This is a genomic window from Paenibacillus sp. FSL L8-0340, from assembly GCF_038593145.1.
In the GTDB taxonomy this organism is placed as follows: Bacteria; Bacillota; Bacilli; order Paenibacillales; family Paenibacillaceae; genus Paenibacillus_AQ.
In genome coordinates this window covers 3,510,499-3,527,243 of record NZ_CP151967.1, presented here as the reverse complement: position 1 = coordinate 3,527,243, position 16,745 = coordinate 3,510,499, and the positions used below count along the sequence as shown (strand labels likewise).

Sequence of the window (16,745 nt, the reverse complement as noted above, 5' to 3'; positions counted from 1 at the left end):
GACATTTAGTATCTAAGTACCAGTACGAAGCACATACCCCGTCCGCTTGCCTCAACGAAAATATCGCCACCCATTTTTTGCAATAGCTGCTTGCAGATAAATAAGCCTAGGCCGTTTCCTTGCTTATCCCCGGCATTCGAGCCGCGCCAGAAGCTTGTGAATATGTAGGGTAGCTCGTTAGCCATTATGGGAACACCTGAATTCTCAATCCGGATAAGCTGGCGGAAATCCTCTTCCTCAAACGTGATCCCTATACGGGTACCATCGCCATATTTAATCGCATTCTCTATAATGTTGTCCAGCACTTCCAGCAATTTATCCGGGTCGCCCAACAGAAGCTTATTCTGATAGCCCCCTATTTCCAGGCGAATCTTCAATAAATCAAGCCGTTCTTTATGGTTATGTACTGCCCTCTGGAGCCAATCACGGATGTAAAACTCAGAGCTCTGAATCTCTACTTCCTGCAGTGATGATACTGAGGTCGTAATAATGCTGGCTATTAAATGTTCAATCTGCTCCGCTTTCTGCCCGATCAACCGGGCGCAATCCCGCTGTTTAGCTTCGCTCTCATACAGTCCATCGCTAAGGGCGCTGGAATACAGTTTGATCGCAGCTACTGGTGTTTTGAGCTCATGCGAAAGCGAAGCAACAAGCGTTTGCCTGTCTTTTTCAAGGCGATGATTGGTTTGTCTCTGGGTATCCAGCGTTTGTCTAAGCAGATCGAGTCCCCAGATGAACTTTCCAAAGAAGCGGCTCTTACTCTCCTTCATTCCAGGATTCAGATGCCCCTTGGCCAGCTCATAGGGCAGTTTCTCGATCTTGTGAAACGGCCGGATAATCTGGGCTCTCACATAGAGGAGCAGACCGGTAACCGCAGCCAATATCAGGAGCAGTATGACAATGAGTACAACAGTCCCCCGGATGTAGCTGCTGCCATCTTCATAAGAGAAACGCAGGAATCCGGACAATCTCTCATCAAGATAGATAGGCTTCACAATATATTCTTCACTGTCCTTAACCCCCGATCCGTCAAAAAAACGCTGAATCGCAAGCGGCTCCGCATCCTTGTCCATCCAGCTCATACTGCGGATATAGGAATAGTCCGAAGCGTTGAACATAAGCGGAAACGCTGGCCCTTCCTGCTGACTTGCCTGATGCAAGATACGGTTCACTTCAATCCGGTATGCCTTGCTGTGTTCCGTACGGAGAGGAGACAGCGCATAGCCTGCGAAGGCGGCAATTCCCGCGAGTCCGGACAGAACGACCCATAGAATCAAACGGTTAAACCGCTTCATACTTATAGCCTACCCCCCAAACGGTAATAATCCGTTTCGGCTCTTTGGGTTTCTGCTCAATTTTGTCGCGCAATTTATTGATATGTACGGTCAGGGTCGACGGCTCACTGAAGCTGTCCGCTCCCCATACCTGTTGAAACAGCCAGTCTTTCCGCAAGGCTTTCCCTTTATTGTTCATCAGAAGCACTAGCAATTCGTATTCTTTAGAGGTCATCGGCAGAGGTTGTTCGCCCCTGAAGACTGTCATGGATGTCCGGTTGATCACAATTTCACCATCGGCCAGCAACTGCTTGTCGTCCTTCATATCATAACTGCGGCGCAGGTGCGCTCTTACCTTGGCAATTAATAACTGGACGGTGAAGGGTTTCTCCAGATAATCATCCGCCCCGAGGTCCAGTCCAATAATCTTATTGTCGTCACCATGCCGGGCGCTCATAATCAGGATGGGCAGATTATGCTGCTCTCTGACCATTCTGCATATGGCAAACCCGTCAAGCTCCGGCAGCATTACATCGAGCAGCAGCAGCTTCACCGTATGCCCAGCAAGATAAGCCAGCCCTTCCTCGCCGCTTGCTGTCACTATTACCGAATACCCTTCACCCTGCAAAAAATCCTTAATAATGTCCGCCAGTTCTTTATTATCCTCGATGATCAGAATCTCCGCCACCGGCATCGCCTCCCTGCTGTTCTTCCGCTTGGCCAGCTCAATCGAGAGCGATTTACCAGCCCATGCCCATAAGCCATTCATTCAGCTTGCGTTCCCGTTCTCTTAATCTCTGGTCTTCGGAATAAGAGCCCAGACGAAGCTCCCCCTGTATATTACCATCTACCATGTACAATACTTTATCGGTCTGTGCCGCCACCTTCACATCATGCGTGACGATCATGATTGTGGTTCCCTCCCGGTTGATCCTGCACAGCTCCTCCATCACTTCCTTGGCTGCCTTCGAATTCAAAGCCCCGGTAGGCTCATCGGCGAACAGCATCTTCGGCTCGTTAATCAGCGCCCGGCAGATGCAGGCCCGCTGCAGCTGGCCACCTGATACTTCAGTAATATCATGGCTGGCAGTTTCTATAATGCCCAGTTGCTTCATCAGCTTATCGGCATAAAGATTCACATCACTCCGGCTTCGTGTTTCCTGTCTGTTCTTAAGCGCCTGATAGCCTGATAGAATGATATTATCATAAATAGACAAGTTGCTCAGCATATGCATTTGTTGAAAGATAAATCCCATTTTATGCAGCCTCAGCTCAGCCATTCTCTTCTCGCTCAACTGTGAAAGACTCTGCCCGTCGAATAGAACCTCCCCTGCGGTCAAACGGTCCATCCCGCTCGCTGTATAGAGCAGCGTTGATTTTCCAGAGCCGGACGGGCCCATCACCGAAACAAAATCACCTTCGTGCAGCGTTAAGTCAATATTTCTCAGTACGTTATTCTGTCCTTTGTTCACGATATAGGTTTTGCATAAATTTTTAACTTCCAATACAGCAGCCATATGATTTTCCTCCAGTTATAGATTTCGTATGAATCTGTTATTGTTTATTCCTGGTTCATGTTCCAAACCTGTATTTTCCTAATCTGTCCACAGCTGCTATACACGGCAAGCACCACTACAACCAGAATCAGCAGAGGATATAACCCATAGACCTGCAAGGGCACAATGTTGAAGTTTATTTCAGTCAGCCCAAACATACTAAAGATGAGGCCAATCAGCACTTCACCCAAATGATTAGCCAGCAGAACACCCAGAATAACAGAACCTAACATCAGGATAAGAATGCGCAGCACCTGCCATACACGAATCTCTCCGTTCGTGAACCCAAGGCTTTTCATCAACGCAATTCCTTGCACTTCCTTAGTAATCAGCAGTCTCACAAAGAGACTGGTAATAAAGAATGTAATAAGACACACAACGACAGTAAGCAACGTATTAATATTTTTCAGCTGTCCCATGAAACCGCCCGTAGTTACGCTAAGCAAATCTGAAGCGCTCATGATTTCAAGTCCGCTGAACTGCTGCTTCACCTCATGGATCACCGCTGCTTTTTGATCTTCCGGAAGCTTTATATTACCTGCATACTGATAGGCTGCCACTTGCAAAGGTGTGAAATCATCCGCCAGCCGCACCATATATCCTTCATTTGTAATTGTCTGAAATATGCCGGTAATCAGAAACGTATTTCGGATGCCGTCAATCTCCATCTCTATGTTCTCACCGAGACCCTTCTGGAAGTTCTTGGACATAATACTAGTTATGGCAATTTCATTTTTCAGCTTCGGTGCAACGCCTTTTAGGTACGGACTATCTGTGGATGGCTCCGTTTTAGTTCCGCTGATCCGCCGGTTGCTCAGACCATCATCAGAAATATACTTGGTGTTTATCGTATAATCAGCGCTCAGCGATACGGGAATCCCTTTGTCACGGAAGTCCGCGGTTAGCTGAGCCAGCTCTGATTGAACCTCTGTTACGGGTTTCTCTATGATTTCACTTTTCGTATAAAAGTCTGCTACGGTAGTACCGAAATAACCAATAAACTTTGGCGTTACGATGGTATTCGTGAGGTTAATCGGGATGATGATGATTGCTGTACTTAATATGAAGGTAAGAATCAAGGCAGTGTAGCTCTTCAACCGGTTCAGTACGTCACTGAGGGCAAGGAACATGGCTGTAGGCAAGGCTTTGCTTTTGTGCAGATATATCTTCCGGGAAGCATTGAACCGTTCTCCAGTATGGCCCTGCCGGATCGCATCAATCGGTGACGCCTTATTGATCTTGCGCATGCACATGGAGCAGAACAGAAGTGTTACGGCAACAATAACAACTGCACTAGCTATAGAAACCAGCATTCCGGCGATGCCGCCAGGCACGATGATATATTGCGATATTTTTCGGGACATCAGTTCTGTCAGCGGAAGGCTGATGCAGAACCCTGCAGTACCACCGGCAACAGCCAGCCCTGAATACTTCGCCAGATAAAGTCCCCTGATTCCCGAGCTTTTGAAGCCGATCGCCTTCATCACCCCGATCTCCTTATAATCATCCTGCAAGGTGGAGATAATCGTAAACCGCAAAGTCAAAAAGGCAATGAAGATTAAAAACACACTGATTACAAATAACATGGCGGAAATAATCTGATCTGTCAGAAAAGAGGTTTTCACCAGCGCTTTTTCAATTTCGAAATTTATCGGCAAATCCTCCTTCGAAAAATCCGCTGACAGCATGGCGGAGTTCGTTCCAGGTACAGCTGTAAAGCTCCACTGTCTGGACAATGATTCTCCCGGAAGCACTTTTTGGATATCTGCGAAATCTTCAGCCGCTATCATCATACGCTTGAGACTTAGCAGATCCGAACCCATAAATGCATCCTTGAAGAACACGGTAACTGTAAAGGTCTTGGTTATGCCCTTTAGCTCAATAGCAACCTTATCCCCCGGTTTTAAACCGGTTGCATTCTGTATACTCATGGGCAAGGCAATTTCCCCTTTCTGCAGGGTAAATCGCTCATCATCAGCTCCGAACACCAGGTTTACCTCAGCGGGTACCTTGGACAGCACCAGACCAATATTCCCGGCTATGCTTTTTCGGCCTTCCGGCATTCTGATTTCCTTGGACAACAGTCCAATCTGCAGATCAGAGTAAGATTTGCTGATGTTCTTGTCGCTTTTGGCCCAAACCTCAATGTCATGATTGTATTCCGGACTGTTGGCCAGCGTAATGTTGAAATCCGCTACCTTGCTGTGTTCGATAAAACTGTTAATCGCCGTTGATGTGGAATACATCAGGCTGCTGCTGCTTGCCACCAGAGTGGAGGCTAAGGTGATAAGCACGAAGAGTACGATATTCATTGCTTTTTTGCGCTTCAGGTCCTTCTTGAGTATGGTTAGAAACACGATTTGAACCCCTTTCTTACAAGCTCTATTGCGATTATAAAGGGGCAGTTATTAAATAATCCTTAAGTGGCTGGGAAAATATTAATTGCAAAACAAGCAACCCCCAACGCCAATAAGCCGTATTCGCTTTTTAGCGATACGGCCATTTTTTATTAAGAAGTTTATTTTCGAGAAATACTTCTGTCAGTGATTCAAAGTACGGCTTCGTGAATTCTATGGCATCAGGGGATCTCGTCTAGACAAATTCTTTTTTGGCAAATTCATAAAAGGCAAGTGCATTCTCCCATCCCGGAAAACCGGCCTGCGCCATCTTATCACTGCCCCCGCCTTTACCCTGGAATTCTCCCAGGCTGGCTTTGAAGAAGGCTCCACAAGAGAGGCCGGCATTCCCGCTGCTTGCAAGTACCACCTTGTTCTCCGCAGCCGAGAGCAGCAAGACCGGAAGCTCCGTCTGTGCAGTCAGCTTAAGGGCCAGGCTCTGCAAATCCTTGAAAGATCTTTGCTCGAAGATCTCTGAGATCACATGACTGTCCGGTTCCAGAGCTGACAACAGCTCCCGGGCGGTGAAGCTGTCATTCTGGTCCTTCAATGCCGTGAGTTCCAGCTGCAGGTCCTTATACTCCTGCTCCCACTTTTCAATCCGGTCAATTATTTCATCCTTGCCCGTATTGTATTTGGCGGACAGTACGCTGAGTATTTGCAGACTCTCATTAAATTCCTCCAGTGCGCGGGTTCCGCATTTGAAAGTAATTCGGATATTCCCCTTCTGCTTCTCTGCTTTCAACAGCTTGATTATGCCGATGGCTCCTGTAGAAGAGACATGCGTCCCTCCGCAGGCGTTATATTCTACACCATCAATTTCGACAATCCGGATGTTCTCCGTCACTTTGGGCTGCTTCACAAGAGGCAGACGCGCCAATTCTGCTTCATTTACGAAATAGCTTGTAATGCTGTGATTCAGGTATATATGCCGGTTGACCTCCCGTTCCACAAGTGCCAGCTGAGCGGGAGCCAGCTCCGGCAGTTCAATGTCGATCGAGGCATATTCACTGCCAAGGTGAAAGCTTAATGTCATGGCCCGGCAGAGATCGAGGAATACGGCTGAGAGCAGGTGCTGGCCACTGTGCTGCTGCATATGGTCGAACCGCTTGTCCCAATCAATCCGGCAGCTGAGCTGGTTGTTTGCAGGCAAACGTTCTACCTTGTGCAGTACTTCATCGTCCTCCAGAATAACATCAAGGACTGGAAGTTCATCGATAAACCCCGTATCACAGGGCTGCCCTCCACCGTTAGGATAAAAGGCCGTCTCTTCCAAAATTAAATACAAGCCCTCTTCTTTCTCAACCACACGGCTGATTTTGGTTTGCCATTCCTTTAAAAAGGCAGATTCGTAGTAAAGCTTATTAGTCATAACTGTGTACCACTCCATTTCCGTTTGTATCGAAGAACCGTTCCATTACGATGTATTCTTTGACCGAACTTGCGGTAAAAATCAGCTAAATTTGCGGAATTGCCCCTCTTCTCCGCCATTTCTTCTTGTTAATGCATCGTATCCCAGATTTGCTTGCTGATCAAGATGACCGTCACCGCAATAAATAACGGACGGATATATGCGGCACCCTTGCGGATGGCAATTCTGGACCCGACAATGGCCCCGATCACCATCGGGATTCCCATAATCAGTCCGTAGGAATAACTGACCGACCCTAACGCTACAAAGGTTAATAAGCTTGAAATATTGCTGGCGAAATTGAGCACTTTAGCATTTCCTGCGGCTGTCACGAACTCGAACCCCATCATCAGGAAGGCAAAGATCAGAAAGGAACCGGTTCCCGGACCAAAAAATCCGTCATAGAAACCGATAAGCAGAGCGACTGCAATACCGATTAGACGTGATTTTTTGCTGCTGCCGGCAAATGTGGATACATCTCCCCAAGCTTTTTTGAACAAAGTATAAATTGTGATCACGACCAGCATGACAATAACCAGCGGCTTCAGAAACTCCGAGGGCACCTGCCTGACTGTAAGTGAACCTGCCACTGCACCAATAATGGAAAAAGGAATAAGTACTTTGACCAGTTGAAAATTGATCTTCCCCGAACGCATAAAGGAGGCGGTACTTGTGAAGGAGCACAACGTCCCGGCTAATTTGTTGCTCCCGAGCAGTAAGGGTAATGGGATACCCGCAGACAGCAGTGCCGGAATTGCAATCAGCCCGCCGCCTCCAACTACAGAATCAATCAGTCCGGCCAGAAATCCGCAAATGACCAGAATAGCTATCATACTTATGCTTGCATGCTCCATACTGCGCAAATCCTCCTGCTATGTATTTCAGAGACTGCCCTCCAAACAAACTCCAGCATACACAATTTTGGATGAGTGCACCATAGATTTATTTCCCTGTTTAAGTCTGCTACCTACTGAGACAACCGGCTTATTTTCTTATCACCGCATCCTTTACCAGAACTCAGATGAACTTCTTCGACCCATCCGTTTCCTTGAAAATACTAAATTTATCGAATAGCGCCCCTTGATGATCGATCGCGCGAATTTCCAATTGTTGCGGTGTTACGGCTACTTGCAGAAAATGCGGCACTGCCAGCGATTGTGATGTGAACCATTCCCGCTTGGGCAGCAGCCATTCTGGCATTGCACCGGCTCCCCCAGCTACGACATATACGATCCCGTCCTTGAAATCCAGCTTGCCGGAGCGCAGCGGATAGCTTCGTTCATACACAATCGTATGGGAACTGAGTACAAGATCCACACTATGCTGCTCCAGCAATGGACAAAGCGCCCGCAGTGCTTCAACCTGATACCCGCCGGACACATAAGGAGAATATTGAAAGTAGACAATTTTCCATTTGGCAGAAGTATCTTGCAGATCTTGAACCAGAAAGTCATATTGCGCATTTCCTGCCTGAAATTTGCCCGAGCTGTCAGGATAAGTATCATTATTTATGAAATCCGTGCTGTCCAGTGCAATAAAATGAGCGTCTCCATAATCGAAGGAATAATAATTCTTTGGGGCGGCAAAAGCAAAAAAGTCATAATACCATGAGCCTCCGTTCTCATGATTGCCTAAGCAGCTAAAGCTGGGAGTGTCTTGCAGCAGCTCTTTTCCGGGACTAAAAAAATACTGATTCCAATCGGCATAATTTGTTCCATCGTTAACGATATCACCGATAAACAGGCTGAAGTCCGGACGATATCTTTTCATCTGGGCAAAAATGCTGTTGTTGATCTCTCCGCCTGTGATATCAAAACCGCTCTAACCGCCAGTTTCACTGGTTACCGTAAATGAAAAAGGCTCACCCGGCAACATAGCTGTCTTAAAGGGAAATGGCCCTGCTTCTGCCGCCTCCTGCTCATTCTGAGAATACACCTTGTAGAAATAAATCGTTCCAGGCTCCAGTCCGCTGACCGTAAGCTTATGGATTTGGGTAAATCCTGAATTTTCAGCGCTGGTAAGGATCTGTTCCGGCTGCTTGTAGTTTCCTTGATAACCGCTATGTATACGTTCTGCCCTCATCACTTCCACTCTGGATGTAGATAGCTTAGAGGTCTCCCACATAAAGGTCATCGACTCTTCGGTCGGCCACTGCAAATAAGGCCCTTTAATCATAGTCAGCATAATTTTTACTCCTCTCTCATTGCTGGTTCCACCCATGCTCCGAGAACCATACTCCCTGCCTGTATTGGTCCAGCGCCTGACCGGCAACAGGCAGAAGATTAGCTGGCAGGCGGTCTAATGGAAACCAGCGAAGATCATCACATTTGTGGGGTTCAGCGTTGCTTATTTCACCTGACCACTGCTTGGCGATAAAGAAAAAATCAACCCGTTCGTCATGGGAAGTTTTAATATGCATTACTCCTGTCATTTCTAAATCCCCGGGAGCAATTAGAGCGCCGCATTCTTCCTGAACCTCACGAATTGCGGCGGCCATTACCCCTTCACCACGTTCCAGACGTCCCGCCGGGAGCGCGTAATATCCATCATCATGTCCCGTATTAAAGCGCCTGAGGAGCAGCAGCTGCTGGTTTCTAATCATAATGACATGCACAACACTTAAGAGGCGGAATTCAGACATTCTGAGGTGCACCTTCTCTCTTTAGTTATATTATAGGAACGTACGTTTGTTAAAAGCCATGTGAAAAATATAGCATAAAAAATCCCACTTATCTACTTCATCTATAACTTAGATACGGCTTGCCCGTTGATAAGGGTAGTGTTCTTAGCCTCTAGGTAGTTCTTTAGTTCAACTTTATTTAGAATTAAAAACTCCTTCACAGCAGCAGCCGTGAAGGAGTCTAAGCATTCCATCTATACAAGCGAGTGAGTTATTTAGCAGCTTTGGCTGCGTTCAGAATAGCCGTTAAGTAGCCCTTGGTATCCACCAGCGTAGCCCCGCTGACAGCATCCACCATTTCTTCTTTGCTCTTCTTAGCGAGCGTAGCTTCAAGCGATTTAATCGTCTTGCCGGTCGCAAATTTCTCAACAGCAGCTAAGTTTTTGTCATAAGCAACTGTGGATTTGGCTTCTTCTTTCATATGATCACTGTAATATTTGTTATTGGCCTTCTTGGAGGCCAGAACCATTGCAGGATCTTTATAATTTTGTCCGAAATCGGCATCGGAGTTAGGGACTCCCTTGGCCACCTCTGTGCTAAGGAATTGATAATCATCCAGCGAGGCAGCCACGATTACACCGTTTTGAACAACGGCAACAGCTACTGTGAAGCATTTCGTGCCATGTGCTGCCGCTTCTACCCGGCCTACCTTGAGCGGTGCACTGGCGGCTGAAGATACATCATTCAGCACGTTGCTGTTGCCTACTCCTACAACTGCCAATGAAATACCGGCTACCAGCAATAACTTTGTTACCTTTTTCACAACCATTCCCCCAGTCATGTTATAAAAACGCTTACATTCTATATTTATCAATTTTTGTCCAGCAAGTCAGTTACAAATGTTACTAATATAATGTAAATAGATGAAATGGTGTGCGTCTTTTACCGAAGCCCGGAAGGCAGTAAGATTATGTATCATGGTCGTAAACTTATACTAAAAATAAGCCGCCTTTGCTATGATGGAGGTATGAATACCAGGAAAGGAGAATATTTTTCATCTATGCAAATTGAAAATCTAATTACAGCAATATCGAGAGAAGCGTTGAGGGGTTGGCTGCAAGTGTATGAGAATTTTTTGGCATTTCCAGCTCTTTATCAACGAGTACGGATCGACACGATACAAAGCAATATTAAGCAGCCTGATTTATTTGAGAGTAGATTAGACAAATTTATAATAAACACTAAAGAAAATAAAATGTACGGTCAATGGCATGATAATGGACGCCTTCTGGATTATTAAGATCCGCTAGATCAAATGGTGTATAAATGACAAAAAAAGCGGCAGGATATCTTCTGCCACTTTTCTTGGTGCTACTCAAGTGGAAGGATCACTTATACGTGTTTTGTTCATTTTTCTTATAAGTCGTCCTATCATCCCGGAGCGACTCTTTGCGGTTGTCGAGTTTTTTCTGTTCCCTTTGCTGGGCTTCCTGGCTGTTGACGGGTGCATTCTCCAGTTCTTCCACCGTATTGATCAGGTTTTTATCCGGCGTTGTTTCATGCGGCACTTTGTTGCCTCCTTTAAGTTGGATACTTATTAGTGTTCCAGCTTATTTTGGCATTTCCACAGCCAGATTATTCTTTCCAGCATTGAGTCCCTAAAGGCATAATTGCTGTCTCATAAAAAAACGGCCAATGCAGATAAAACATCTGCTGGCCGTCTTCGGATGAAATCAGTGCTGCTATTCTTCGGAATCTACATTATGATATACCTGCTGTACATCATCCAGTTCTTCCAGAGCATCAATCAGCTTCTCAAATTGAGCCTCGGCATCTTCGGCAAGCGCGACATAATTCTGTGGAAGCATGGTTAGTTCTGCCACGGTGAAATCGGTTATGCCTGCATTGCGGAACACTTCCTGTACCGCATGGAACTGGTCAGGCGCGGCATAGACAATGACAGCCTCGTCCTCTTCCAGTACATCGCGAACGTCCAGGTCCGCTTCGATCAGCATTTCCATCACTTCATCGGCAGATTTGCCTTCCAGACCGATAACGGCTGTTTGATCGAACATATACGTTACCGAACCACTTACACCCATGTTGCCGCCATTCTTACTGAACGCGGAACGCACCAGGGGGGCTGTACGGTTAACGTTATTCGTGAGCGCATCAATAATGATCATTGAGCCGCTTGGTCCGAAGCCTTCATAACGAAGTTCAACATAATTCTCATCACCGCTGCCTTTAGCTTTTTCCAAAGCACGGTCGATAATGGCTTTCGGCACATTGTACGTTTTGGCTCGTTCCAGAACAACCTTCAACGCCCGGTTTGATTCCGGATCAGGTTCGCCCTTCTTCGCGGCTACATAAATTTCTACCCCAAACTTGGCGTAGACCTTACTTGTATTGGCATCCTTCGATGCTTTCTTTTCTTTAATATTATTCCATTTACGACCCATATAGTTTCCGCTCACTTTCCAACATTAATTATAAACAGTCGACTTCTATTATACCTCTGATCGAACGATCACGTAAAGGGCAGCCCATTTGCTAGAAAAAGTCTAACAAAGCCAGTATTTGTTCCGCTCCCAGCCCTTGAATTAACACGGGAATCCGCGGTCCCTCCTGTTGATTGAGAGTGAATTGATAGAGATTTTAAACAAACGTTTTTGATTGTATTTCATTATTTTTTTGTCCTTATCGTGACAAATTGCGTAAATTTCCGTCATCAGCTCTTGTTCATTCTCCCCTCTGCGGCGCAGCGCTTGAAGGATGGCCGGATTGTAGCGGCTCGACTGATACTACGACTCAATACTGTATGAAGCTCGGATACGTATGTTACGATAGCATTAAGGAGGCTGATGAGATGAAAGAGAGCTGGGAACGGACAGAGCGACCTGTTTCACTGGAGCTTAAGCACATTAAGGAGATTGTCGGGCCTGTATTCTCCGGGAAACGAGTAACTTATGCTGAAGCAATGTCTACTGGATTTCGAAATTCCAACTATAAGATCACTGTGGAGGGAATGGCTGACCCCTTTGTGCTTCGCCTGTACAGAGAGGATGGGAGGATCGCTTACAAAGAACTGGCCATTGCCGGACTTATAAGTCCGACTGTCCCTGTAGCGAATTTCATTCATGTTGATACGAGCTGCACCATTTTTAATCAGCCGTGGGCTGTGCAGGAATGGAAACAAGGAATTCACTTACGTGATGTATTAAAAACCGGAACAGCTGTTGCATCAGCTGCTGCTTCAACCGGCAGAGTTCTAAACGGCATACATAACTACACATTCCCGGAGTTTGGTTTCTTCGGCAAAGACCTGCGGATCTCCGAGCCGTTCAATACTGATGCCGAAGGTTTTCTCGCCTTCGTTGAGGACAGCCTCTTCCATAAACCTTGCGGGAGCTGGCTTGGTAATGAGCTGACACAAGCAGTTTGGTCCTTCTGCCAGTCAAATCTTACAGCCTTGAAGGAAAGCCGGAGCCATGCCAGCCCCGTCCTCGTCCATTCTGATTTTAACGGATTGAACATTCTGATGCAGCGGGATGCTGCAGACTGCTCAGTGTCAGCTGTACTGGATTGGGAGTTCGCTTTTTCCTGGAACAGATACGTTGATATTGGCAACATCCTGCGTTATGAAGCGGCTGATTCTGTCTTTGAGAAGCATTTTATTGCAGCCTATCAGGAGCACGGTACGGTTCTGGATAAGAACTGGCGGCTTCTCTCCAAGCTGGAGGATCTCATTGCCCTATGTGAACTATTGAATCATTCTTCAAGAGAAACTCCCAACCGGATAAAGGATCTTCAGCAGTTGGTTGCGAACACTGTCCTACTCTTCCGCTGATGTATTTTATCCTGAACAACCTTCCTACAGCATGATTGCGGCACCAATGTAAACAGAAGCAACGCCACAAGTGTTTCTACGATCTTGAAACTGAACGCGGCGATCGGGTTGTAATCTTTGCCACCACCACAACTCCAGGCTTTATAGATCAATTTTCATTTGTTGTCACCACTTCTTTCGAAGCTGCCAGATTCCCGTCTCCTTGCTAACTAACGAATCAGTAATGAGAGACCGCTCCTAATTTCAGGAGCGGTCTCTCAGGGGGTAACTTGTATTCTATTCAGATCCAGACTTCATTAGCGGTTTCAATAACCAGTCGCAGCTTATCCCACTGCTCTTCCTCGGTCAGCATATTGCCTTCCTCCGTGGAAGCAAATCCGCATTGCGGACTCAGACACAGCTGCTCCATATTTACATATTGGGCGGCTTCTTCAATTCGGAGCTTAAGCTGCTCTTTACTCTCAAGGCCTCCATGTTTGGTAGTCACCAACCCCAGTACTACAAATTGTTCACGGATAAACCGTAGCGGAGCGAAATCACCGGACCGTTCATTATCGTATTCAAGGAAAAAGGCATCGACCTCTGCCTGAGCGAACAACACTTCGGCAATCGGCTCATATCCCCCAGCGGCGAACCAGGTGGAGCGGAAGTTGCCCCGGCATACATGCAGGGCAATCGTCATATCCGCCGGACGTAGAGAAATGCTCTCGTTAATCAGCCGCACATAGTCCTGCGCCAGCTGGTCCGGGTCAATTCCCCGGCTGCGCAGATGCGCCCGGTGTTTGCCGCTACATAGAGTTCCCCAAGTCGTATCGTCCAGCTGCAGATAGCGGCAGCCTGCATCATAGAAAGCCTGAATCGCTGCCCGGTACACTGCAATAATATCTGCGTACAGCATTTCACGCTCCGGATAAATTTCATTCCCGTTATAATCCTGCACGAAATGAAACAAGGCAGGCGAAGGAATCGTCATTTTTACCGGCGTATCTCCGGCTAACTGCTGCGTCTTGATAAATTGCCCGATCATAGGATGATCCGTAAAGGCGATTTTACCGGCAATCTTGAAGCTCTCCGCCCGCTGGGCAGTTTCTTTCGAGCTGCCGCCTTGGTTCAGGCTGATTTTCTGTGTGCCGTGGATCCCGAAGAAGAAATCAAGATGCCACCAGGAACGCCGGAATTCACCATCTGTGACCGCCTTAAGTCCCAGCACCTTTTGCTGTTCCAGCAGCTTGGAAATCTCTTGGTTCTCTATCTCATAAAGCTGCTCTGCCGTGATTTCACCCTGTTCAAACAGATTACGGCCGGTCTTAATCTCATCTGTTCGCAGGAAGCTGCCGACGATGTCGTAACGAAAGGGAGGAGCATTTCTTTTGGAGCCGATAACTGGACTGATCATACGTCCCTCCTGCTGTTATAGTAAGGATTGATTGAAGTCGAAATATTGTTCAGACACCAGATCATTCAGAATTTCAATGAACCCGGACATGATTTCGCTTGGCTTGCGGTCCTTGTGGGCAATCCAGCCAACCGTGAACACCTCATTGCTGTCAAAAGGAACCGTTACGAGCCCTTCGCCGTTCAGCTCAGAGGCCATAATGCCCGTGCCTATCGTATAGGAGTCACTCCCCAGCAACAAGTGGGTCAACGTGGCCCGGTCGGTCACTTTAACATTTTTCTGAATCTGCGTGAAGCTCAGCATCTCTTCGGAAAAATGCAGCGAATTGTTATCCCCTTGCTCAAAGGTAATATAGGGGAACGGAAGAATCTCGTCCTGTGTAACCCGTTCCTTGGCGGTAAGTGCGTGGCCCGTTCTGACATAAACATGCGGGTTCGTATTAAACAGCGGGGTGAATTTCAGGTTCCCGTCACTGAACAGCTTGTTCATCACTTTATAGTTGCTCTCGTTGATATACAGAATACCGAGATCGCTGCGCAATGTGCGGACATCTTCGATAATTTCATAGGTCTGCGTTTCTCTCAGGCTGAAATTATATTCCGCCACATTGCGCTCGTTCATCAACCTGACAAACGCATCGACGACAAAAGCATAATGCTGGGTCGATACGGAAAAATAAATCGGGCTGCGTTTCTTGCCGGTATACCGGTTCTCCATAAACTCGGTTTGTTCAATGATCTGCCGGGCATAGCCCAGAAATTCCATCCCTTCAGCAGAGATGCTGATCCCTCTGTTGTTTCGTTCAAATATAGTAATTCCCAGTTCGCTCTCCAGTTCCTTAATGGCGTTGGAGAGACTGGGCTGCGACACAAAAAGCCTTTTGGCCGCTTCATTCATCGAGCCGCTGTTGGCAATTTCAATTGCGTAGCGGAGCTGCTGCAATGTCAACCCTGTTCCCCCTCCGGTCCTTAAGCGATAATTCAGCATCACAGAAGATATCGTAGCATAGAACCTTCTAACGTTCCACGTCTGTTCTGTCTTGCGTACCGGCAGTTAATGTGTCCGCTTCTTTCCAGCATCAATTTTGGCAGGGTCCAGGCCTTCCCAGATGTTCGTAATATCCGCCTGCTCCGGGTGTTCAAACACCAGAAAAGCCGTAGGCAAATAACGTTCTCCGTGTTGCGAAGAAGGTTTGTTAACGATCTCGTTGTCCTTAACAAGTACAGTGGATGAACCTCCGTCCAGATTGGCAGCGATCACCGCTCCGTGCTTCAGCATGATTTGCTGCACATCATATAGATTGGCGCCGATGCTGTATCCGGGCTGTCGTCCGTCGATCACCACAAATAGAAGGGCACCGTCATCACGTTGACCCATCGCCGTTCTTGGGGCAATCCCCCAGCCTTCGGCCGCATTCTTAATAAGGCCCTTGCCATTGACGATCAATCTCGGTTGAAAGGACACTGCCTCCTGTACACCAAGATCACTGAGCTCATTCAGCGAATAATTGCCGGCGATCATTTTGCCATGCTTATCGAGGCCGACGATTTGTGTTGATTTTTTTCCGCCCAAGCCATTGTAAAACAATTTCCCTTGCGAAATCACGAGACCTATCGGCTTAAATCCGTTGCCTTTCCAGTTCGGGTCAGCGAAGCCGCCACCGTTCACACCGGCAATCGCTCCGGTTCGTGACACCATACTGGACACTTTCTCGCCCGACCCAATTTTGCCGGGAACACCCAGCCGTACCTTGGTCGGATCATTAACGGTCATGACATAACCGGAATACCCCGTGCCGGACACTTCCTCAATCTCGACCAGAGGTTTCTCTACCTCTACCGGCGGCTGAACAATGGTATGGGTGTCCTTCTCATCTCCCATATGCACAAAGCGTTCATTGTACTCCTTAACCCGGTCTTTCAGTTCTTCTTCACCAATGATATATTTCGCCATATAGCGGTGCTGAGTCGTAATTAGCGTATCTGCGATCAAGTAGCGAAGATTATGCGCGGAAGGCGCAAAATACAGCCAGCTCCCGCCGGCGATTAGTAATAGGATCAAGATTAAAAAAAGTCTGGAGAGTGTGCGTAAAAAGCTTTTTTTCTTGCGCTTGCGGACCGGTTTTTTCTTCTTCTTGCTTACAGCATTGCGCTGTGGTAATGATGATACGCTCACTTCGTAAAGCCTCCCTAATACTTCTATTAATGGTAATAAGCATGAAACCACATATTTTCATCATAGA

General features: G+C 47.1%; 16 protein-coding genes and 1 pseudogene. 2 read left to right on the top strand and 15 right to left on the bottom strand.

Annotated features, from left to right (window positions below; all coding sequences use genetic code 11):
* Window positions 1-5 precede the first annotated feature (5 nt).
* The 10 genes from NST07_RS15910 to NST07_RS15865 all read right to left on the bottom strand — a co-directional run bounded on the left by NST07_RS15910 (window position 6) and on the right by NST07_RS15865 (window position 10,080).
* Window positions 6-1,295, bottom strand: a complete 1,290-nt coding sequence (locus NST07_RS15910; RefSeq protein ID WP_342481853.1) for a HAMP domain-containing sensor histidine kinase — start codon at window positions 1,293-1,295, stop codon at window positions 6-8.
* Window positions 1,282-2,043 carry a response regulator transcription factor gene (locus NST07_RS15905; RefSeq protein WP_341092984.1) on the bottom strand — a complete coding sequence of 254 codons (762 nt, stop codon included), beginning with the start codon at window positions 2,041-2,043 and terminating at the stop codon, window positions 1,282-1,284. The genes NST07_RS15910 and NST07_RS15905 overlap by 14 nt, the downstream gene beginning before the upstream one ends.
* Complete coding sequence (locus NST07_RS15900) at window positions 2,015-2,791, bottom strand: ABC transporter ATP-binding protein (RefSeq protein WP_341092983.1); 777 nt, start codon at window positions 2,789-2,791, stop codon at window positions 2,015-2,017. The genes NST07_RS15905 and NST07_RS15900 overlap by 29 nt, the downstream gene beginning before the upstream one ends.
* A gap of 44 nt (window positions 2,792-2,835) precedes the next feature.
* Window positions 2,836-5,187, bottom strand: a complete 2,352-nt coding sequence (locus tag NST07_RS15895) for an ABC transporter permease (RefSeq protein ID WP_342481852.1) — start codon at window positions 5,185-5,187, stop codon at window positions 2,836-2,838.
* Between the two features lie 235 nt (window positions 5,188-5,422).
* A complete protein-coding gene (locus NST07_RS15890) occupies window positions 5,423-6,598 on the bottom strand; it encodes a DHHA1 domain-containing protein (RefSeq protein ID WP_342481851.1) in 1,176 nt (391 codons plus the stop codon).
* Window positions 6,599-6,726: 128 nt separating this feature from the next.
* Window positions 6,727-7,491: a TSUP family transporter gene (locus tag NST07_RS15885; protein ID WP_076109344.1), complete on the bottom strand. Its 765-nt coding sequence runs from the start codon at window positions 7,489-7,491 to the stop codon at window positions 6,727-6,729.
* 163 nt (window positions 7,492-7,654) lie between these two features.
* Entirely contained in the window at window positions 7,655-8,407 is a 753-nt protein-coding gene (locus NST07_RS15880) for a metallophosphoesterase (protein ID WP_342481850.1), read from the bottom strand.
* A gap of 51 nt (window positions 8,408-8,458) precedes the next feature.
* On the bottom strand, window positions 8,459-8,821 hold the full coding sequence (locus NST07_RS15875) for a fibronectin type III domain-containing protein (RefSeq protein ID WP_341092975.1): 363 nt from the start codon (window positions 8,819-8,821) through the stop codon (window positions 8,459-8,461).
* A gap of 16 nt (window positions 8,822-8,837) precedes the next feature.
* Window positions 8,838-9,278, bottom strand: a complete 441-nt coding sequence (locus tag NST07_RS15870) for an NUDIX domain-containing protein (RefSeq protein ID WP_342481849.1) — start codon at window positions 9,276-9,278, stop codon at window positions 8,838-8,840.
* A gap of 250 nt (window positions 9,279-9,528) precedes the next feature.
* The gene (locus tag NST07_RS15865; RefSeq protein ID WP_342481848.1) at window positions 9,529-10,080 is read right to left on the bottom strand and encodes an FMN-binding protein; all 552 of its coding nucleotides are present in this window, start codon (window positions 10,078-10,080) and stop codon (window positions 9,529-9,531) included.
* A 228-nt stretch (window positions 10,081-10,308) separates the two neighbouring features.
* Here NST07_RS15865 and NST07_RS15860 point away from each other — a divergent pair.
* A pseudogene (locus NST07_RS15860) lies at window positions 10,309-10,557 on the top strand (YdeI/OmpD-associated family protein); the annotation flags it as partial.
* 88 nt (window positions 10,558-10,645) lie between these two features.
* Here NST07_RS15860 and NST07_RS15855 read toward each other — a convergent pair.
* Window positions 10,646-10,825 (bottom strand): hypothetical protein, encoded by a 180-nt coding sequence (locus tag NST07_RS15855; RefSeq protein WP_038591548.1) that lies wholly within the window; start codon window positions 10,823-10,825, stop codon window positions 10,646-10,648.
* Window positions 10,826-10,999: 174 nt separating this feature from the next.
* On the bottom strand, window positions 11,000-11,719 hold the full coding sequence (locus NST07_RS15850) for a YebC/PmpR family DNA-binding transcriptional regulator (protein WP_038591545.1): 720 nt from the start codon (window positions 11,717-11,719) through the stop codon (window positions 11,000-11,002).
* A gap of 407 nt (window positions 11,720-12,126) precedes the next feature.
* Here NST07_RS15850 and NST07_RS15845 point away from each other — a divergent pair, with 407 nt between their 5' ends.
* Complete coding sequence (locus NST07_RS15845) at window positions 12,127-13,107, top strand: aminoglycoside phosphotransferase family protein (RefSeq protein ID WP_341092969.1); 981 nt, start codon at window positions 12,127-12,129, stop codon at window positions 13,105-13,107.
* A gap of 280 nt (window positions 13,108-13,387) precedes the next feature.
* Here the strand turns inward: NST07_RS15845 and NST07_RS15840 are convergent, their stop codons facing one another.
* The 3 genes from NST07_RS15840 to NST07_RS15830 form a co-directional block, all read right to left on the bottom strand.
* Entirely contained in the window at window positions 13,388-14,503 is a 1,116-nt protein-coding gene (locus NST07_RS15840; protein WP_341092968.1) for a 5-methyltetrahydropteroyltriglutamate--homocysteine S-methyltransferase, read from the bottom strand.
* Window positions 14,504-14,518: 15 nt separating this feature from the next.
* A complete protein-coding gene (locus tag NST07_RS15835) occupies window positions 14,519-15,451 on the bottom strand; it encodes a LysR family transcriptional regulator (protein WP_341092967.1) in 933 nt (310 codons plus the stop codon).
* A gap of 105 nt (window positions 15,452-15,556) precedes the next feature.
* Window positions 15,557-16,678 (bottom strand): phosphodiester glycosidase family protein, encoded by a 1,122-nt coding sequence (locus NST07_RS15830; protein ID WP_341092965.1) that lies wholly within the window; start codon window positions 16,676-16,678, stop codon window positions 15,557-15,559.
* Between the last annotated feature and the right edge of the window lie 67 nt (window positions 16,679-16,745).